Raw genomic sequence first — 20,832 nt, forward strand, 5'->3', positions numbered from 1 at the left:
GGTTAAAATATTTAGAAAGGAGGGAGAGGAAATGAAGTTTTGCACAAGTTGTGGTTCTCAATTAAGTGAAAAACAAACCTTTTGTACCGAATGTGGTGTCAAGCAGGAAACCACCCAGCCCGTTGAATCGAAACCGTCAGCAACTTCGTTTGAACAGGAAACACCACAACAGGAAGTACCTGTCAGTGCACCACGAAAGCCAATGGCCAAGCGTACAAAAATACTTATTGGTACAGCTGCAGGGTTATTGCTGGTCCTTTTTGGAACACATTTGTTTCTATCATCCTATTTTGACCCAATTAAAGATTTGCAGGCGATGGATAATGCTGTAACCAGTAATGACCGGGATGAATTTATGAGTCATATTACCTTTGATGATGCTGCGGTTCTGGATGAGGAAAGTTATTTTGCATACATAAAGGATAATGAATGGGACCTTACAAGGGAAAAATATCTGGAACTTCTGGAAAAACAGCAGGAAAACCCATCACCCTTAGACCAAAGCCTATCCAGTGTAACAGGCGAGAAATTATTTACGGTGAAAAAGAAACCGCTTGTATTTGGGATTTATACGACTTATTCATTGGAGGCAAACCCGACAAAACTGTCCGTTTCAGCTTCGATGGATGATACCGAGATAACGGTTGGTGAGGAGTCACAAACACTAAAGGCAGATGCGCCTGAAGAGTTTCTAATCTATCCGGGGACCTATGCTGTTTTGGGTCATGCCCAAAATGAATTCGGGGAGTTTACATACGAGGACACTCTCGACATCGGGGCAAAGGAAGTACATGAGTTACCAATCACGTTTGCGGACAATACGTATGCGTTTAGCACCAACATCCCTGATGCCACATTATTTGTGAATGGGGAGGATACAGAATTAAGGTTAATGGAGCTTGATAGAATTGGTCCAGTACCAGAAGACAGCGAAATGGAACTCCATGCAGAATGGACAAGTTCAGAAGGGGAAACCTACACCGCAGAAGGTCAAAACGGATGGGGAGGACTCACGTTTAATTTTGATGAAACTGAAATCTATCAAGAAGAAACGCAGTCTGAAGCGGAAGTAGCTTCAACCGAAACGGAAGAAGAATCGGAGTCTGAAACTAAAACAGACTCAGGGGATGCCGGAGAGATTGTCCTTGATTTCCGTGACGCCTATGAAAATGCGGTGAATAACAAAGACTTCAGTCAAATAGATTCATTTTTACAGGATGACAGTACTGCAGATAGTGAGTTAAGTGAATACATTGGGGATTTGGAAGATACGGACTATCACTATGATTTCACATCGAATGAAGTCCTGGATGTAAGCGAAGATGGGAATGAGATTGAGGTTACGACAAATGAATTATTTACATTTACAAATCACCTGAATGACGTAACAGAATATGACCGGGAGAAAGTTTATACGCTCGTTTCTGAAGATGGATCGTATAAAATTACCAACATTGAGTATTTGGAAACAAACCGGGATCGACAATAAGAACAAAGGGGTTTTAAGATGTTAGTATGTCCGAAATGTAATAATGAGCAGGAATCGGGAAAATTTTGTGGAGTCTGCGGGACAGAGTTGCAGGCGTCCGGGCAAACGGTAGCCCCAGACGCTCATCAATCTGTGCAGCAACCGCAAGGAAATCTAGCACAGGATCAGGCAGCTGCAGGGGCAGCACCAGTGCAAACACAACAAACACCTTCTCAGTCAGCTGACGCCGCTCAAAATGTAAAAAATGTATTGGGCGATTATTGGGCTTATTTTCTGGAGTTAATAAAAAATCCTACACGGGCGTTCAATCAAACGGAAAATCATTTTGTTAATGGACTAATAACGTTGGGACTGTACGTTATTGCATTCTCATTGAGTATTTATTTCTTGCTAAGTAGCATGTACAATGCGACTATAGGTAGCTTTACAGATACTTCGGTTCCTTTTTTTTCAGTAACTTTTAATATGATATTATTGAGTGTAGTCGCCATAGCACTAACGTTTTTCAGTGCTTTTGCAATGATAAAAGCAGCGAAGCATCCAATCTCATTTAAATTACTAGTGTCACAATACGGCGCATTGCTAATTCCATTTACTGCGCTTAATGTTATTTCTATGCTAGGTGCCCTTATCGGATCTGTAATTTTGACAACTGTACCGCTTGGGATTTCCGGTGTTTTAACTTTACTATTCGTACCTGTTTTACTAGTATATGAAAAAGCGTCCCAAGTTAATAAACAGGGGCAAAATATATATCTTAGCCTTGCTACAGTCGTGCTAATTACAATTGGCTTTTTCATCATAAGCGATGTAATAGTTTCCTCGATATTAGATAGACTACCAAGCTTATAGAAGCGTCAAAAGTTAACAAGTAGCCTTAATCCATTTATTGGATTAAGGCTATTTTGGTTAATCGAGGAAGGATATTGGGGAGCAAACGCAGAACATTGGTCACCGAGCGCCGAACCCCTGTCTGTGAACGCCAAACTTCTGACCATGAGCGCCGTACTACAGGCTGTGAACGCAGGACCATTGGCACCGAGCGCCGAACCGTCGACGGTGAGCGCAGTACCTCAGCCCCGAGCGCCGAACCATTGGCATCGAGCGCCGAACTGTCGGCGATGAACGCAGGACCATAGCCCACGAGCGCCGAACCATTGGCATCGAGCGCAGGACCCCAGCCCATGAACGCAGGACCCCAGTCCACGAACGCAGGACTCCAGTCCACGAGCGCCGAACCATCGGCGATGAACGCCGAACCATCGGCGATGAACGCCGAACCCCCTGCCGTGACGAACGATTCCCCACGGTTTGCCACACTAATAAAAAGAAAATTATAAATCTTACTGAATTTTATATTTACAAAAGGGGAAAAGAACATTATACTATTGTTAACTTAAAAACAGGGGTGGTTGACAATGAAGCTTAATCTATTAATCTATGTATCTATGTTTGCGGCAATTATGGGAGCATTAGGGATTCTTCCGCCTATTCCTTTAGGCTTTTCACCTGTTCCGGTTACCATGCAAACATTAGGAGTCATGCTGGCTGGAAGTGTGTTGGGCGCGCATTTGGGGCCGAAATATGCAGCATTAAGCCAGGTGTTATTTTTACTGCTCGTTATGACAGGGGCACCACTGTTGTCCGGTGGGCGTGGCGGAATAGGAGTTTTCTTTATGCCGTCAGCAGGCTTTTTGATTGGTTGGGTCGCAGGTGCCTTTGTCATCGGCTATCTGTGTTACCGAATGAAGAATGTCTCGTTTTTGAAGCTGATGCTAATTAATATAATTGGCGGCGTGTTTGTTATCTACTTGTTTGGTATTCCGGTTCAAGCTATGCTCATGCAGATTTCAATCAGGGAAGCAGCATTCTTGAGTTTGGCCTTCCTGCCAGGGGATTTTATCAAAGTGACGGTCGCTTCATTAATAGCTGTTAAATTGTATCACGTGGTTCCATTTAAAAAGGGGGCCCGCATCTAATTCAGTGGAATTCTTTTCATGTTTTATAGGTTGTAGAGAGATTAGGGAGGGGAAAAAACATCCCCTCGCTCCCACAAAAGGAGGTTGGATTCTGAATGAAGATTACCGGTACATATCACCAGCATGCACAGCGGCATCCGGATCACGCTGCGATCGTAACCGATGAACAAACCATTACCTACCAGGAGTGGGTCAAGATTGTTCATAAAACTGCATCTGCTTTTTCGCAGGAGACAGCTGTCCACAGACGGGTTGCTATTTTCTTACCAAATGAGCATGTATTCCTGCAGGTGTTTGCAGGTGCAAGTGAGGCAGGGTGGGCAAGTATTGTCGGGGATATGCGGTGGAAGCAACAGGAAATGGAGGAACGGCTGAAACAGACAGAACCTGATTTGATTATCGCTGATGAGCGTTTAAAGGATTCTTTTCAAAACCAGACAGCTAAAATCATTTTTTCCACAGAAATCAGGAACTGGATAGGTAACAGTCAACAGCAATGCCGTACAGTTGACGGGGGGCAGATTCCTTTTTACATTGGATTCACTTCTGGATCGACAGGCGAGCCAAAAGCATTTATCCGTTCCCACCAATCATGGGTAGAGACATTCCAATGTAATCAGGTCGATCTCGGAATGACCGGGGCAGATCATGTCTTAATCCCAGGGTCTTTTGTCAATTCAACATTTTTATATGGGGCGCTTAGCACACTGTACTTGGGTGGGACCATCTATGTGCTGAAAAAATTTTCTCCTGCCCGGTTGATGAATATCCTTCAGCATAATCCGATTTCTGCTGTGTATGTGGTACCGACTATGATCCAGGCATTAATGGAAGAAGGATGGCAGGGGAAGCAGCAGATTTCGTTCATTTCAACGGGGGCCAAGTGGCTGCCTTCGGTGAAGCAGGCGATGCGGATTCAATTCCCACATGCAGCATTTTATGAATTTTACGGAACGTCTGAACTCAGTTATATTACAGTTCTTAAAGATGAAGAACAGACAAACTATGGTGATTCAGTCGGCAGGGCTTTTCATAATGTCGAGATCAGCATTCGTAATGAGGAGGAAATGGAAGTAGACACAGGTGAAGCTGGCGTGCTGTATGTGAGAAGTAATATGCTTTTTGATGGATATATTAACAATAAAGAAGAAACGGAGAAAGCTTTTGCTGGAGAATGGGCGACCGCTCAGGACATCGCTAAAAGAGATGAAGAAGGGTTTGTATACATACTCGGTCGCAAAAATGACATGATTCTCTATGGTGGGACCAATATTTATCCCCAGGAAATAGAAAGGGTATTGAAAGATATGGATGGTGTTGAGGAAGCCGTTGTTTTCGGTGTGAAAGATGCCTATTGGGGGGAGAAAGTGGCTGCATGCATCAAAGGTGATGTGACGATACGTGCACTTAAAGCCTATTGTCGACAGTGTTTATCCGCCTACAAAATCCCCCGAATTTGGAGAAGGATTGACTGCGTACCCCATACATCCGGTGGAAAGGTCTCCCGTCAGGAATTAAGAAAATACGTAGAGACAGGAGTGCTCAAATGAAGCGGGCAGTCATTGTAAAAGCAAAACGGACGGTCATCGGAAAAAAGGGAGGTATCCTAAAAGATTATGCTCCTGAAAAACTTGCTGCTGCTGTGATTCAGGAACTTGTCCACGATCTCACACAGCCGGTGGATGATATTCTACTAGGCAATGTAGTCGGACCTGGAGGAAACCTCGCGAGATTATCCGCTTTAGAAAGCGGTCAGCCAGTTTCCTCATCAGGTGTTACGATTGACCGGCAATGTGGATCCGGATTGGAAGCTATCCGACTTGCGTGCCATCTCATTCAAGGCGGTGCTGGGGAAATCTATCTCGCGGGTGGTGTGGAAAGTACAAGTCAATCGCCATACGATGAGCGGGCCCGTTTTTCACCAGAAGGCATTGGAGATCCGGAAATGGGAGTGGCAGCAGATCAAGCTGCTAACAAATATGGAATCACAAGACAGATGCAAGATGATTATGCACTGCTTAGCTATCAACGCGCGATTAACTCCTTGGAAAAAGACCATTTTCATGATGAAATTGTAAGTATCGATGGGATTTCCAAAAAGGATGAAAGTCTCAAGTTGGGAATCAATTATAAACGAATGCTTGCCCGGTTATCTCCCAGCTTTATGGAAAATGGTACGGTTACGATGGGGAATTGCTGCGGGATCAATGATGGTGCTGCAGCAGTGCTGGTGATGTCCGAGGAAAAGGCCGATGAACTCAACTATCAGCCAATTTTAAGATTTGTCGACAGCACCTCGGTGGGGGTAGATCCAAATTATCCGATTACCGGTGCTGTTGCCGCTGCTTCTGACATACTGGAAAAGCATCAGTTATCGTCCAGTGACATTGATCTCGTGGAGTTAAACGAGGCATTTGCTGCAAAAGCCGTGTTATTCTCAGAAAAACTCTCTTTTCCATACGATAAGTTAAATGTGGAGGGAGGAGCTATAGCGCTTGGGCATCCCTACGGCGCGTCAGGTGCCATTTTGGTGACACGATTATTTAATGAAGTTCAACGGTACAAGTCGAAGTACTGCCTGTCAGTGATAGGGATGGAGGAGGAATGGGGATTGCGGTGTTGTGGGAGCATGTCGAATAAATCAAAAATGATTTCCGTGACGTGGAGCCTTACGGAGGAAGTGGTCCGGCAATTGGAGGGCATTTATGGAAAATAGCAACCACCCTTTTTAGGATGATCTAAGCACGCCCCCTGAACGCAGGATTCGACGCCGCGAGCGCAGAACCCTCGGCGATGAGCGCAGAACCCCGGGTTGTGAGCGCAGTACTGGACGGCATAATCGCAGGACCAACAGCCGCGAGCGCAGAACGCCGGGTTGTGAGCGCAGTACTGGACGGCATGACCGCAGGACCAGCAGCCGCAAGCGCAGAACCCCTTCCCCTGAGCGCAGTACTCAACGCCCTGACCGCAGGACGCCGGATTGTGACCGCATGACTGGACGCCCTGACCGCAGGACCCGCAACCCCGAACGCAGAACCTGAAGCCACCCACTGGGACAATGAACCTGTCCCTCTGTCCCACTATCCTTTCAACCCATTATTCGTTATTTGGCTGATGAATGCTGCCATTTCTTTTGGGGATTTATCAAAGTCATTATTCAGCCAGTTTTTGATGATATGAATGCATCCACTGATGATGAAGATACTGATATATTCGGAAAAGTCTTCATCATGCTCATGGAATTCCACCCAATTTTGTAGCAGGTATTCCCGTGCGACCTCCATCACGCGTCTCTCAAATGAGGTGTCCCCGTTTTCATTAAGTAGTGTTTGAAAGACCTCGCGCTTGGAAACGACATATTCGAATAATCGCTCCATCATCTTCAGGGATTCCTCCTCTTTATTGAAATTATATTGACTGAGGTAGGAATTCATATCGTCGATGATTTCTTTTTCTATTTCATTTAATAAATCAAACGGGTCTTTGTAATGTGTATAAAAGGTGGAACGGTTGATATCTGCCCCTGCACAAATTTCTTTGACGGTGATAGCTGAAATCTGTTTTTTATTTAATAATTCAATCAAACTGTCTTTTAATACCATACGTGTATATTTCTTTCGTCGGTCCAGTTTTTCATTCATATCATTGTTCCTCCTTTTAGAGCAGTAAAATGTATAAAAACTTCTTCTTGCATACGTTCAATACAGGGATTTATTGCCATAAGAACTTGGTGAAACGTTCTACACATAATTTTTCTCCTGTTTTCCAACACGATGCTTTAATATGTTGCCTACTGAACGTTAATTAAAAAACTGTTTGTTGTAAAAGCAACACCGTGTCTTATATAATATTATCGTGTTGTTTTTAAGTGTGCAAGAGAGGATGAACATCGATTGATATGACAAACAAAATTTTAAAGCATAAAAAGGCTGTTGTAATTACATTCATGATCCTGGCAGTAATCAGTACGATTGCTCAGTTCGCCGTATCTATCAATTACAATATGGTAGATTACCTGCCTGAGGATGCACCTTCGATAGAAGCAATGGATGTAATGGAAGAAGAATTTGATGGGAATGTAGCAAACACAAGGGTGATGATGCATGACCTCACCATCCAGGAGGCACTTTCCTTTAAAGAGGAACTGGCGGCTGTTGATGGTGTAAGTGAGGTTATGTGGCTGGATGATGTCATTGATATCAAAACCCCTGTGGAAATGGCAGATTCAGATACAGTAGAATCCTATTATAAAGATGGGGATGCGCTGTATTCTTTCCATATCGAAGAAGGGCGGGAAGTGGAGACGACAGATGCCGTCTATGAGCTCATCGGCGAAGGTAATGCCATGTCAGGGGAAGCACTCGACACTGCCACTTCCCAGAAAATGACGGGCAAAGAATCGATGTATGCGGCGGCATTATTGGTTCCAATCATCATTATTATTTTGGTGCTGTCGACACGGTCATGGGCCGAACCGGTATTTTTCCTGACAGCAATTGGAATTTCGGTGTTAATTAATCTTGGAACCAATATTTTTATTGGGGAAATCTCGTTCGTTACCCAATCCGTGGCACCGATCTTACAGCTTGCGGTCTCGCTGGATTATGCGATTTTCCTGCTGCATAGCTTTTCAGATTATCGAAAACAGACAGCTGATCCTGAAGAAGCGATGCGGCTTGCGATGAAGCGGTCTTTCCCGGCAATTGTAGCAAGTGCATCCACGACATTCTTTGGTTTTATTGCACTCACATTTATGAATTTCGAGATTGGCGCAGACCTAGGCTTGAATCTAGTGAAAGGGATTTTGTTAAGCTTTATCAGTGTCATGGTTTTCTTACCGGCAATGACACTCCTATTTTACAAATGGCTCGATAAAACAGAGCATAGGGCATTCATTCCAGAACTGCCAAGGATTGGGAATTTTGTTGTAAAACTGCGTATTCCCGTACTAATCATTGTATTCCTTTTAATTGTTCCTGCATTTTTAGGACAAAGCCAGACCAATTTCCTCTATGGTATGGGGGAACAGCCGGAGTCTTCGAGAGCTGGCAGTGATATCATCGAAATTGAAGAAGCGTTTGGTAAATATACACCAATGGTTCTCCTTGTCCCAAAAGGTGATCTGGCAGCTGAAGAGGAATTAGTCCACGACCTGGAGGAGATAGATGGGATTGATAGTGTCGTCTCCTATGTGAATACAGTTGGTGCTGCAATACCACCTGAATATTTGGAGGAATCAGAGACAGAACAATTTTATTCCGAAAACTACAGCCGGATTACATTAAATACAAGTACCGGTCTGGAAGGGGATGCGGCATTTGATTTAATTGATACCGTCCAGCATACGACGGCAGATTATTATGGCAATGATTTCTTTACGCTTGGTGAGAGCGTAACGCTTTACGATATTAAAAATATTGTGGAAAAAGATAATACGATGGTTAATCTGTTAACAGTTCTGACGATTGCGGTTGTCCTACTGGTTACTTTCAAATCGATTTCGATGCCGGTTGTACTTCTGCTTACGATTCAGTCAGCAGTTTGGATTAATTTATCGGTACCTTATTTCACAGATTCCTCCCTTGTTTATGTTGGATATCTGATCATTAGTACCGTCCAGCTTGCGGCAACGGTTGATTACGGAATTCTGCTTACCGAAGCATATATGCAAAACCGTAAAGAAATGCCTGTAATTAAAGCAATTAAGCAAACGTTAGACGAGAAAATTTTCTCGATTGCTGTGTCAGCATCAATTTTATCCAGTGTTGGCTTCATCTTATGGATTACGTCAACGAATTCGATTGTCGCATCAATTGGACTCTTGCTGGGACGTGGTGCATTACTGGCCTTTATTATGGTCGTACTCTTCCTGCCGGCATTGCTGATTGTATGTGATAAGGTGATTCATAAAACAACCCGGAAAGCAAATTTTTATAAGGAGAAATGATAAAGGTGCAAAAGCAAAAAATATTACTAATCATGCTAAGTACGATGCTTGTGTTCGCCTCTTTTCCATCCGCAGCTTTATCCAGCGAAAATAGTGAAGAGGAGCAGGATGAAGCAGCATCAGGGGATGGTGCGTATTCCTCAAAAGATGAAGTCATTTATGGAAATTTGGATGCAACAGGCACAACGCAGGAAATGTATGTTGTTAACACCTTCCACATGACAGAACCTGGTGAAATTGTGGATTATGGTGATTACACATCTGTAAGAAACCTGAGTAATTTATCGGATATCGAACAAACAGAAAATAATGCCGTTCAATTTGAGGCGGAAGAAGGTGAATTTTATTATCAGGGCAATATGCAAAACAAAACGCTTCCATGGGATGTAAACATTACCTATCTTTTAGATGGCGAAGAAACTGAACCAGAAGCACTTGCAGGTGAGAGCGGCTCCCTGGAAATTCAGATAACGACTTCAGCGAATGAGGATGTCGATCCGGTATTTTTCGAACACTATGTTCAACAGATTTCGATGACGCTTGACCCGTCCATATTTGATAATATCCAAGCACCGGATGGGACGGAGGCAAATGCAGGAAAAGATAAGCAAATTTCCTTCACCGTATTGCCGGAGCAGGAAGAAGAGTTGATTGTATCTGCAGATGTATCGGACTTTGAAATGGAACCAATCGAAATTTCAGCAACACCTTATTCGATGTCCATTGACAGCCCGGACATGAGCGGTATGACAAATGAAATGCAGACACTTTCTGATGCCATTGCAGACGTAAATGCAGGGGTTGTGGATTTAAATACAGGAATTGCTGAACTTAACACTGGTGCAACCAATTTAAGTAATGGCTCCACGGAATATCAAAGTGGAATAAATGAACTTGATCAATCATCAGGTGAACTTGTGAATGGCTCTGCATCTATTCTTGACGCACTTGATAGTGTGGGTGCAGCCATGGAAGGAAGCACAGGAGATATAGAACTGGGTGAACTGGAAGCATTACCTGGTGAACTTCGTAAAATTGCGGGAGGATTAAATGAATCTGCGGATGGACTGGATACATTGAAAGAAAATTATGGTGCTGCCTATAGCAGTCTTGATGAAGCAATGGCAGCAATTCCATCCTATGAAATTAGTGAAGAACAAATTCAAGCATTATACGAAAGTGATATAGATACAGAAGTCGTCGACCAGCTTGTAGAAACATATAACAAGGCAAAAGCAGCTAAAGAAACCTATAATGGGGCAGAGGAAGCATTTGCAGCAGTTAGTGAACCGCTGGAAGAAGCATCAAGTGCTATTCGTGAAATGACAGGCCATATGGAAACAACGGCAACAGAAATGGAAAATGCGATCGCGAATATGGATGAGATGGACTCACTTACCGAACTGCAGGATGGCCTATCCTCACTATCATCTGAGTATGAATCCTTCCACAATGGTCTTGTAAGCTATACAAATGGTGTAGGAGAACTGGCTGGATCATATAATGAACTGAATGCTGGTATTCAGGAGCTAGCTGATGGTACAGCCTCGCTTGATAATGGGGCAAGTGAATTGCAAAATGGCACAGCAGAACTTGAAGCATCCACAAGCGATTTACCTGGTCAAGTCCAGGAAGAGACAGATGAGATGATGGAAGAATACGAAGCAGGAGATTTTGAGCCGGTATCCTTTGTGTCAGAGGATAATGAAAACGTCGAAGTTGTTCAATTTGTCCTAAAAACAGAAAGCATTGAAATCGAAGAACCCGAATCAGAAAATGAAACGAATGAAGAAGAGGAAAAAGGATTTTGGGATCGGTTGAAAGATTTGTTTTAACAAAAAAGGAAGCAGAGAAATTTCCTAAGTAGTTCACATATGGTGGAGAAAATATAAAATCACATTATTCAGCGTACTAAATCATAAAAGATTCAGTACGCTGTTTTTTTATTGACACACCAATGTTTAAAAGGATGTATCATTTTATTATTTGTAATAACACCATAAATGGCAAAATGACAATATTTATTGTTTACCCATAAAAGTAGTAGAATTACTATGTTAAACTAAATACAGAGATTTTGAACGATTACCCAGTTAAACTACTGGCAGGTTAGTTTAATAATAATAAGAGGAATGAATAGCTTAGTGACTTATATACAGTTATTAATGTAAAGCTAATCTAGTTTTGACTTAGTGATTTAACTTATAGCGGAAGCTTGAGATCAATTATGACAAATAGTTGATAGAAAGATAGTAATAGTAAACATAAAACATCTAGCATTGGAGAAGTAGAAATGGGTATTAATGACATCATCGTTTATATCGTTATAGGCTTTTTTTGTTTAGGGGCAATTGATAAATGTATGGGAAATAAATGGGGGTTAGGGAAGCATTTCACAGATGGGTTCATGACAATGGGACCCATCGCGCTCGCAATGGTTGGAATTATATCTTTAGCCCCAGTTCTTGCTTCAATTCTAACTCCTCTCATTGCGCCTGTTTATGGATTAGTAGGAGCAGACCCTGCATCTTTCGCAAGTACGATAATAGCTATGGATTCGGGAGGTTATGCATTAGCAACAGAAATGTCTCAAAATGCAGAAGCTGAATTATTTGCATGGGTGTTTTTAGGGTCAATGATGGGACCAACTCTGGTTTTTACGATTCCTGTTGGATTAGGAATTATAGAGAAAGAGCATCACCCGTTTTTTGCCAGAGGTATTTTGTTAGGTTTAATAACGGTGCCGTTTGGCTGTTTGGTTGGTGGAATTGTTGCACATATCCCTATACCGGTTATCATTAAAAACCTTATTCCAACTATCCTACTGTCTATATTGATTGCGATTGGTCTATGGAGATATACAGAGAAGATGATTTCTGGATTTTCTATATTGGCTAAGGGCATAGAAATTATAGCTATTATTGGTTTAACAGCAATATCTGTTGAAACAATTACAGGTTTTACCGTTATTCCTAACATGACACCGTTAATGGAGGGAATCGAAATTGTTGCAAGGGTTGCTATATTTCTTGCAGGAGCATTTCCACTGGTTGCCTTTATATCCTTCATCTTTAAGAAATTATTAAGGAGGATTGGAGTTTTATTAAATATAAATGAAACATCTACTGCAGGATTAATGGCATCTTTAGCTCATAACATTCCAATGTTCTCTATGTTTAAAGACATGGATGATAGAGGGAAAATTATTAATGTAGCCTTTGCTGTTAGTGGTTCTTTTGTGTTTGGGGCACACTTGGGATTTGTGGCAGGAGTTAACAAAGAAATTGTTTTATCGATGATCGTAGGAAAGCTTGTTGGAGGTCTTAGTGCTGTTATTTTAGCTATTATTACAACACGAAATAAAAAGAAGCGCACAGATCATGTTGATAAATTTGTGAAAAGGTGTATTTAAATTAACTGAGTGCTTTAATGGAGCAACACAATGCAGGAATGATCAAACTTTATTTCAAATCTACTCGTTTCACTTATAACTATTAACAGGAAAATATGTTCTGTTATAATAGAACTTGTACAATAAGGCTTCGTGGGTGGTGGCTCACTTCCTGACTTCCATAATGGAAGGGGGGTGATGCCTGATGACAGTATTTGAATCACTTTTTTTAATAGGTAAGAAAAATAGACTTTTGGCAGCATATTAATTCCTTGTCAGTAATGGCCTCGGCCAGCTCCAGCGCCTACCCCCTCGAGGTCTTAAGCAAGAACTCCCTGTGGCCAAGAACGCCACTGTGAGTTCTTGCTTAAAGCTATGCCTTAGGGTGATCAAGGCGCTTGCGCTTTTGTTTATGATTTCGTTTGGAACATTAATGGTTGCAGTACTGTCAAATCATAAAAAATAACCACCCATAGGCCTGGTAAGCATAATGGGTAGTTATTTTAAAAAAACCTATAATGTGAGCCGCCCCCTTGAAGGGCTAATGTATCTGACCGTTAGTGCATCAGTACTAGCGGTCTCTTTTTATGTTATGCAATATATCTCTTTTTATTATACCCGATATTCCTGGAAATGAAAACAGTAAAATAATACATAGTATGAAGAGGCAATAGGGATGTCTGATTACAGAAGGGCCCAGGATATGTAATAATTTCTATGAATGGATTTAATTAATGATGTAAGTTAGTGTAAACTAAACTCGAGAATACATACAAATGTAAAGTATGAAGTTTGTGAGTCAACTAACGAGGATAGTTCAAAAATCCTCCTAGGTGGTTTCAGTATATTTATGGTTTTTTTATTTTGTAACTAATTCAATACCTACTTAAAAACTGTAATAATAATGTTTTAACAAGGAGAGGGATTCGGTGGACACAAAAAAACTACACTATCTTATTGCTTTTATATCATATCCAATATTAATTTTACATTTTATCTTCGGTAATTACACAAACGAAAAGTTAATTTCTGGTATAGTGTTTTTTTAGTTACTACTGTTATTTATGTGGGGTTTGTTTATTTATTCTTTAAAAGTGATATAGGTAGGTTAATAGTAATGTGGGGATTAGTTTTAATTGTAATCGTTTCGATTTCCTTAACCTTTACAATAGAGCAATAATATCTATGTTTATTCAGTTCTCTTTCTTAATCGCTTAAAGCAGGTTAATAAAAATCTGAATTATGAATATAAACGCAAATGGGAACGAGGGAGGATAAATATATGTATGTAGTAGAGCCTGCTTTTTGGCCGAATTTAATATTATTGTTAGCCATTATATTATTGTTGATGGTTTTGTTTAATACAATAATGAGAAAATGGTTAAGAATTAAAAAAAAGAAATTCTTTTCATATAATCATGTGAATGAGAAACATAAAAAAATTGATTGGACAATTAGAATTACTACAATAGTCGTTATTTTATTGGGATATATTATAACCATCACGAGAGGACCTATGGATATGATTTGGTTTTTACAACCGTGGTTTATACTATTTATTTTTATGATTGTTTCTGAAACGGTTAGAGCTGTTATGGAGCGAAAGTATGCAGAAAATCCTAATGCTTATAAACTAACAATTAGCCAAATCGTATTTTTTCTTATATTGCTTTTCACATTGTTCATGACTGATTTTTTTGGATTAATAGAAATAACGAAAAGGGAGTACTATTGAAGTAACTAGTGCTTATCTTTAAGAAGTATTTTCTGAAATCGGAGTGGATTACAGCTTCATTATTAAGTCAATGTTTTAAATGAAAGGCTGTTGAGTTATCGGGCAGTATTGTAGAATAGGATTGTTATTTATAGCAAACATTTTATTTCTGAATTCAAAGCACAAGGCGAACATCAAATCTTGTTCGTCTTTTTATTTTTGTAAAAACTTAATAATATTTTTGGAACATTATGTTAGTGTTGAAGGGTGCGGTATTGAACTAATGGTAGTTTAGTGAAAAAATTACTTGTTTGAAGAAAAAGGAGTAAAGGAATGAAGAGAAAGATTAACATTTGGTCATTTATCCTATCAATCATTTGCATTTTATTATTTGTTATAGTTTCATTTTCCCGTCTCATTGAGTTTTCCGTATTGGGTACACACCCTTTAAATCTGGTTTTATATATAACGTTGATAACATTAGTTTTAGGGGTATTCGGTTTTTCAGGAATTCAAGATTGGCAGGGAATGGCAAGGAGTGTGACTACTGTAATTATTACGTTGGGTTTATCAAGTTTGTTAGTTTTCGTTATATTTTTTGGAAGTTTCTTAAGCTAAAGGGTAGTTTTTCTGGAGGATGATAGAAAGAAAAGATGCCAATTCTGTTCAGCAAATGAACTAGATGAAACTTTAGATTTCTCCAAATCGTACTGATGAAATGCTGCCAGAGGCGGTTTGCTTTTGATTTCATAACTCTTTTTGCCAATACTGTTTAGGGAGAATAATTTAGATCCCAAGAAATGCCTCCAGGAAAAAAATGATAATTAATAAGTTAATCATTTGAAAACTAAAAAATAGATGGATTTTTATTTTTTGAGTAATTTTATATGTTTTACTGAGTAGAATTTGTTAGAAGAGAATCGAAGGGTGGGATAATGTGAGCTTAGTAACATTATTACTAGGGGTAGGCGTGGTGTTTTTTATATTTTTTATAATCGCCATTGCTTCATCGAGGAAATAACTTAACCAGTTTTGGCAAAGTTGAAACATTGCAATACGTTACTCAATTAGGTGTATTTGATGTAGATGATATTATATTAAACACATTAGGTGGATATTTAGGATTTCTGATTTTAGTTTTATTTAAGAAAAGGTCATTAAACTAATGTATGCGATTGTTAAAGAAGGCAGTAGCTTTTTCACTATTAAAGCAGATTAGCTGAAGATTTAGTTAATCAAAGAGGTGATAACGATGGGGTTCGTTTACACTATGCTAGTTATTTTATCATCGGCAGGTTTCTTATATTATTTGGGAAAGTCAGATAAGGATTCAAGAGAACAGAGATAAAGACGAATTTTTTTCTGAAAGGATAATTTTTATTTTGAACTATTGCTACTCGTGTTAGTGCGCAAATCAGTTATCTGGCTTAAAGGAAAAGGGGTCTGATCCTTTGCTTTGGCTCAGCCCCCCCCCCCTGTAATTATACAATCGCCCGAAAACGGGAAAAATATCCCCTTGCTTCCGTCAGCACGTTTTGCAATACAGCAGTTTCTTCCCGGTCCAGTGGCATCATTGGCAGACGAACGCCACCCACTGGAACACCGCTTATATTCAGGGCAGCTTTTACCGGTGCTGGACTTGGGGCTGCAAATAATGCTTCCATCACAGGAAGCAGATCCTGATGAAGAGAAGCAGCACCAGCAATATCTCCTTTTTTAAATGAAGCAACCATTTCCTGCATTTCATTACCAATGACATGTGAAGCAACCGAAACAACGCCTGCTCCGCCGATAGATAAAGCTGGTAATGTCAGCCCGTCATCGCCGCTGTACAATGTGAAATCATCTGGTGTGTTGCGGATGATTTTTGTCATGGCGCCAAGATCAGCGCTTGCTTCTTTGACTGATACAATATTTTCGATTTCTGAAAGACGCAAAATGGTTTCCACAGACATATTAACACTGCTTCTGCCAGGAATGTTATACATCATTACAGGTAAGTTGGTGGAACTTGCAATTGCCTGAAAATGCTGGAATAATCCTTCCTGGTTTGGTTTGTTATAGTATGGTGTAACGAGCATGATCCCATCAACACCGGCTTCCTCTGCCTGTTTCGTCAACTGGATAGAGGCTTTCGTTCCATTGGAACCTGTTCCGGCAATCACCGGGACACGTCCATTGACAGCCTTCACAACGAATTTGAAAAGATCGACTTTCTCTTCCGGTATCAATGTCGGCGATTCACCGGTTGTACCGGCTACCACCAAACCATCTGATCCGTTCGCAATCAGATAATCCACTAATGTTTGCGTCGCATGATAATCAATTTCTTCCTGGTAATCAAATGGTGTCACCATTGCTGTTAAAACTTGCCCAAAATACATAACTTCCACACCCTTTGCCAAAATTTTAAAAAACAGTAGGTGGAAAGGCCATGCATGGGAAATGCAAAAAAGCAGCAGCGAGGGATTTCGCTACTGCTGTAGAAAGTCATTTTACAATTCGTTTCCATGCGCAAGATAGCCCTCCATATAGTTCCCTATATGACAGTTCCATATTTATTCAATAGCAGAACCAGTCCCGAGAAATATGAGTTTCCCGCCACTTCGGCAATTACCCCTTTTCACAATCCTCATAGAATCTCATCATCCTCCGATTGTGTAGTGATGGCAGTTGCACCTCTATCCTCATTTCAAACTTATGAAATAAGAAAATATTTAATTGACTGTAATATAACAGAAAATATTGAATTGCGCAAGGGAAAGAATGAATAAATTTTATTTTCGTTCAAGCCATGATGGAAATTGGGTGGGGAAAATCCGTTGCAATGTTTAATAGTTTTCGTCGAGAGTCATAAGGAATGATGAATAAATTTTAGGTAGATGTAGGGTTGTAATGGTGAAAACACCCTTTATGATAGGGGGATTAGAAAGCTGAAGATTCTAAAAAATAGGGAAAATATGATAGGGGTTGCATGCGAGAAAGAATATGATAAAATGAGTAGCTGTATGATTAAGTATAAAAATAAAAATTCGGGCGAAAGTCATAGGTTATTGTTCTATTACCACACCGCCACAAGAATATACATGTTCAGGATAGAAAGGAGCTATCATATATATGCTAAGTGACTATCACATCACGTACCAAACAGAGGATGGTCTTGTAAAGCAAACAATTGTTCAGGCAAAGACAAAGAAAGAAGCGGACGAAAAAACAAAAGATCAGCTAAAGGCAATCAAAGTTATTCATACGGAAGAAGGAACACATACAATATAAACGATAGGAAAACCATCAATCGGCGGCCGCTCGATTTGAAACTTCCCACTTGGGTCTGGAAAAGAGGAATTTTTTTCAGGCTTTTCTTTTTGCTCAAAAAGCAGCGATTAAAGGAACGATCAGGAAAATCTGCTGCATGGGAAAGTATATCCATTTCAAACTCGATTTTCATACGCTTTCTTCATTTAGATTTCATCAAATGTGCAGCAGAATCACCTAACATTATAGGACTACCATCGGATGAATATCCAATATCGATTCCATGCACGAATCCCCTCTTTTTCACCCGTATTAAACCTCAATTAATGTTCACCAGTCCTGCCTCGTTACTTTAAGCATATATCTTTATAAGCTCCTTATATTTTATCGCAATTTTCTAACTGTCTTGAAAGGGGGTCAACAGGTTTCATTTTATAGGAAATATCATCATAACAACCTGTGAGAAAATACCTATTTTAATAAGTTGATATGGTTTTGTGTTACTTTCTGTGGATACTTATAGCCAGAGGACTATGCTAGAATACTATTAGTTTTGTAACGTTAGCGAGGAGGTAGGGAAATGAAAAAAGTAATGATGCTGCTTGCTGTGATGATCATGAGCATACTCATTATAAGTGGTTGCGGAAGCAGCGGGGAGACGGTTGATGAAGAGCAATCAACAAGTGCTTCTGAAGAGAATGAAGCCGAAGAAGTAGAGAAAGAAATATCTGAGCAAGAATCAACGGAAGAAGAATCCACCGAAACGGACACAGCGGAAAGTGATGAAGCCAAAGAGGATGAGTATGGTAAGGGCGGAGATGATTTAAGCAATGCGGAAAGAACAACGAATGAAAATGGCGATGATGTCTTTGTTACACCAATGGGGGAGGAAGGTAAGATTAGACATTGGCAGCATCAATATAGTGTCGTAGTTAAAGTAAACGACTTTTTCATTACAGATATACTGCCGGATGAAGTAACAGAGCATGAAGCGATTAAAGAAGCGGGTGAAGGAGAAACCCAGGCCGTTGTTGACGTAACCTTTAAAAACGACGGGGAACATGCGGAATATTATCAAGGGGATGGTACGTTTTCAACAAATTTTGGTCATGAATTCACGATAAGACCAGATTTGGAAAGAAAAGATGCTAGCACTACGATTAATGATGGCGGAAATGTACCTTTTATTGATGGGGAAATGGAAGACGTTACACTTAATCCAGGGGAAGAGCAGCAGGTATATCTCGTATTTCCCATCGATCAGGAATACGCAGATGAAGATTCATATTATCTGAGTAATTATTATGATTTAAGTACCATCTATGCTTGGGAGCTTCAGTAAAAAACGACTTAGGAGTTGTATCATATGAAAGATATAAAACTGTTGGGAATGGCGATGGTTGTCATGGTTTTCGTCATCGGTTGTTCCGATTCAGATACAGCAGAAACCAGTCCAGAAAGTCCGGGTGCTGGAAGTGAAAACCACGGGGAGGAAGCAGAAACAACACCGGAAGACGAGGAATTGGAAATCATAAATATTCATGATTTTAATTTGGAAAAAACAGAAGCTGATCTTGATCAGACGATTTTCTTTTCCAATGAAGAAATGGATGAGGATCCGAAAGTGAAGGGGTCGAGTGTCAATTTTTATATCAGTGAGGATTTTTCCTCATTTACTACCGGGGGAAATACGTTGCTTGCTGATAGTACATTAATGATTAATGAGAATGGTGAGGGAGCAGAACCGGAATACCCGGGTAATAATGATATGCCTTGGACACCGGCAGTATATGCGAATAGCTTTTATTATACAGCCTTCGAAGATATTATTTATAAAGTGGGAGAGGAAGACCATTCGGTTGAAACAATGGTTGAGCCTGGAGTCCCTGTCCATCAAATGAAGGTGGATGAAGAAAGACTTTACTATATTACGAAAGATGAACATACTTATATCCTTCATGCGACGGATCTCCAGGAGGGAAATGAAGGTTGGTCTACAGATCCGTTTGATGCTGGATTGTCTGGTTCGATGATGTCAAACATCACGATGGATGATGAGATGATTATCTACAACACAAACAGCTTTACCAAAGCACTTAACAAAGAAACCGGTGAAGAAATCTGGTCACAGGATACTAGTTACTACACATTGCATCCTACTGATGATGCGTTATTTGCCCTGATGCACACAGGAAGTGGAACAACTGGAGAATATACACTTACAGAGCTGGACAAAGAGACGGGAGAGGAAGTCAGTACACTTGATCTTCCGAAAACATTCGAAATGTATGAGCAAACATATCCTGACGTCCAATCAAATGGGAATATGCTGTTTATTGATCTGGAACAATCTGTCTTAGGTTATCAGATAGATAGTCAGACACTTGCCTGGGCCTTTACAGGAAATGATGGTTTAGAAGCAGAGGGGTATGGAATAAGCGAAGATTTGATGGATGTGGATGTGCGTATCTCAGAAAATGGGACAGTGATTTTGACAGGAACAATGAATAGTCAAAATGCTCAGAAGGCAGAGGATTTCCTTGTAACAGTTGCTCCAACTACCGGAGAAGTTACAGACGGATATGTAATGGATGGTGAAATTACGCCAAGTCAACCGGATGATAATCAGGACAATACGTTTATCGTAGTGCCTTACATCGAGGAAGATCAGGAAGATCCATATGAAAGAGAAGCATTTTTGACAACGATTGACTGAACATAAAAGGTAATTTGCAAGTCAGAATACCAGAAAAAACCGGGCCGCTTTTGCCCGGTTTTCTAATGCATTGGGGGGGTAATTTTTCTGCTGTATAAGTTTAGCAATCACTGTTCTGAAAGCACATCTAGGATTGAATAATCCTGTATTTATCATGCCCTACCACCGTGTTAGGATGGTTGACCTCCAGTGCTGTCATATCATTCAAGGAGGAGATGTCGACAATACTGCTGTTTTTTAATTGGGAATGCAACACCTTTCCTTTCAACAGTTTATCCTCTCGTATAAATTCGATAACATCTCCTGGTTTAGCTTTTTTCTCATCCGGCTGAAACATGACG

16 protein-coding genes, 1 pseudogene and 1 riboswitch are annotated in these 20,832 nt (G+C 40.4%); of the genes and pseudogenes, 13 read left to right on the forward strand and 4 right to left on the reverse strand.

Annotated elements, in window-relative coordinates; all coding sequences use genetic code 11:
• The first annotated feature begins 31 nt into the window (after window positions 1-31).
• Both ACZ427_RS03365 and ACZ427_RS03370 read left to right on the forward strand, forming a co-directional pair.
• Window positions 32-1,489 carry a TcaA NTF2-like domain-containing protein gene (locus tag ACZ427_RS03365; RefSeq protein WP_461178309.1) on the forward strand — a complete coding sequence of 486 codons (1,458 nt, stop codon included), beginning with the start codon at window positions 32-34 and terminating at the stop codon, window positions 1,487-1,489.
• Window positions 1,490-1,507: 18 nt separating this feature from the next.
• On the forward strand, window positions 1,508-2,341 hold the full coding sequence (locus ACZ427_RS03370) for a DUF6574 domain-containing protein (RefSeq protein WP_461178310.1): 834 nt from the start codon (window positions 1,508-1,510) through the stop codon (window positions 2,339-2,341).
• 34 nt (window positions 2,342-2,375) lie between these two features.
• Here ACZ427_RS03370 and ACZ427_RS03375 read toward each other — a convergent pair whose 3' ends face one another.
• The gene (locus tag ACZ427_RS03375; protein WP_464883525.1) at window positions 2,376-2,807 is read right to left on the reverse strand and encodes a hypothetical protein; all 432 of its coding nucleotides are present in this window, start codon (window positions 2,805-2,807) and stop codon (window positions 2,376-2,378) included.
• Window positions 2,808-2,907: 100 nt separating this feature from the next.
• Between ACZ427_RS03375 and ACZ427_RS03380 the strand changes: the two genes are divergently transcribed.
• From ACZ427_RS03380 to ACZ427_RS03390, 3 genes and pseudogenes are all read left to right on the forward strand, one after another.
• The gene (locus ACZ427_RS03380; RefSeq protein WP_461178312.1) at window positions 2,908-3,468 is read left to right on the forward strand and encodes a biotin transporter BioY; all 561 of its coding nucleotides are present in this window, start codon (window positions 2,908-2,910) and stop codon (window positions 3,466-3,468) included.
• Between the two features lie 95 nt (window positions 3,469-3,563).
• Window positions 3,564-5,018 carry an AMP-binding protein gene (locus tag ACZ427_RS03385; RefSeq protein WP_461178313.1) on the forward strand — a complete coding sequence of 485 codons (1,455 nt, stop codon included), beginning with the start codon at window positions 3,564-3,566 and terminating at the stop codon, window positions 5,016-5,018.
• Window positions 5,015-6,108 (forward strand): annotated as a pseudogene (locus ACZ427_RS03390) (acetyl-CoA C-acyltransferase). Before ACZ427_RS03385 ends, ACZ427_RS03390 begins: the two are co-directional and overlap by 4 nt.
• A gap of 440 nt (window positions 6,109-6,548) precedes the next feature.
• Here the strand turns inward: ACZ427_RS03390 and ACZ427_RS03395 are convergent.
• The gene (locus ACZ427_RS03395; RefSeq protein WP_461178314.1) at window positions 6,549-7,109 is read right to left on the reverse strand and encodes a TetR/AcrR family transcriptional regulator; all 561 of its coding nucleotides are present in this window, start codon (window positions 7,107-7,109) and stop codon (window positions 6,549-6,551) included.
• A 257-nt stretch (window positions 7,110-7,366) separates the two neighbouring features.
• Here ACZ427_RS03395 and ACZ427_RS03400 point away from each other — a divergent pair, with 257 nt between their 5' ends.
• The 5 genes from ACZ427_RS03400 (at window position 7,367) to ACZ427_RS03420 (ending at window position 15,686) form a co-directional block, all read left to right on the forward strand.
• Entirely contained in the window at window positions 7,367-9,415 is a 2,049-nt protein-coding gene (locus tag ACZ427_RS03400) for an efflux RND transporter permease subunit (RefSeq protein WP_461178315.1), read from the forward strand.
• Complete coding sequence (locus tag ACZ427_RS03405; protein ID WP_461178316.1) at window positions 9,412-11,250, forward strand: YhgE/Pip domain-containing protein; 1,839 nt, start codon at window positions 9,412-9,414, stop codon at window positions 11,248-11,250. Before ACZ427_RS03400 ends, ACZ427_RS03405 begins: the two co-directional genes overlap by 4 nt.
• A gap of 458 nt (window positions 11,251-11,708) precedes the next feature.
• Window positions 11,709-12,827: an ethanolamine utilization protein EutH gene (gene eutH / locus ACZ427_RS03410; protein ID WP_461178317.1), complete on the forward strand. Its 1,119-nt coding sequence runs from the start codon at window positions 11,709-11,711 to the stop codon at window positions 12,825-12,827.
• Window positions 12,828-14,088: 1,261 nt separating this feature from the next.
• On the forward strand, window positions 14,089-14,541 hold the full coding sequence (locus ACZ427_RS03415; RefSeq protein WP_461178318.1) for a DUF4181 domain-containing protein: 453 nt from the start codon (window positions 14,089-14,091) through the stop codon (window positions 14,539-14,541).
• A gap of 1,028 nt (window positions 14,542-15,569) precedes the next feature.
• Window positions 15,570-15,686 carry a VanZ family protein gene (locus ACZ427_RS03420; RefSeq protein WP_461178319.1) on the forward strand — a complete coding sequence of 39 codons (117 nt, stop codon included), beginning with the start codon at window positions 15,570-15,572 and terminating at the stop codon, window positions 15,684-15,686.
• Window positions 15,687-16,001: 315 nt separating this feature from the next.
• On the opposite strand, the gene dapA is transcribed toward ACZ427_RS03420, so the two are convergent.
• Window positions 16,002-16,904: a 4-hydroxy-tetrahydrodipicolinate synthase gene (gene dapA, locus ACZ427_RS03425; RefSeq protein WP_461178320.1), complete on the reverse strand. Its 903-nt coding sequence runs from the start codon at window positions 16,902-16,904 to the stop codon at window positions 16,002-16,004.
• A 128-nt stretch (window positions 16,905-17,032) separates the two neighbouring features.
• Window positions 17,033-17,212: riboswitch (Lysine riboswitch) on the reverse strand.
• A gap of 425 nt (window positions 17,213-17,637) precedes the next feature.
• Between dapA and ACZ427_RS03430 the strand changes: the two genes are divergently transcribed.
• The 3 genes from ACZ427_RS03430 to ACZ427_RS03440 all read left to right on the forward strand — a co-directional run bounded on the left by ACZ427_RS03430 (window position 17,638) and on the right by ACZ427_RS03440 (window position 20,491).
• Window positions 17,638-17,796 carry a hypothetical protein gene (locus ACZ427_RS03430; protein WP_461178321.1) on the forward strand — a complete coding sequence of 53 codons (159 nt, stop codon included), beginning with the start codon at window positions 17,638-17,640 and terminating at the stop codon, window positions 17,794-17,796.
• A 559-nt stretch (window positions 17,797-18,355) separates the two neighbouring features.
• Entirely contained in the window at window positions 18,356-19,117 is a 762-nt protein-coding gene (locus ACZ427_RS03435; RefSeq protein ID WP_461178322.1) for a DUF4352 domain-containing protein, read from the forward strand.
• Window positions 19,118-19,141: 24 nt separating this feature from the next.
• Entirely contained in the window at window positions 19,142-20,491 is a 1,350-nt protein-coding gene (locus ACZ427_RS03440; RefSeq protein WP_461178323.1) for an outer membrane protein assembly factor BamB family protein, read from the forward strand.
• A 127-nt stretch (window positions 20,492-20,618) separates the two neighbouring features.
• Here the strand turns inward: ACZ427_RS03440 and ACZ427_RS03445 are convergent, their stop codons facing one another.
• Window positions 20,619-20,828: a DUF2187 family protein gene (locus ACZ427_RS03445; protein WP_461178324.1), complete on the reverse strand. Its 210-nt coding sequence runs from the start codon at window positions 20,826-20,828 to the stop codon at window positions 20,619-20,621.
• Window positions 20,829-20,832 lie beyond the last annotated feature (4 nt).

The sequence above is a fragment of the Virgibacillus ainsalahensis genome (assembly GCF_055380755.1).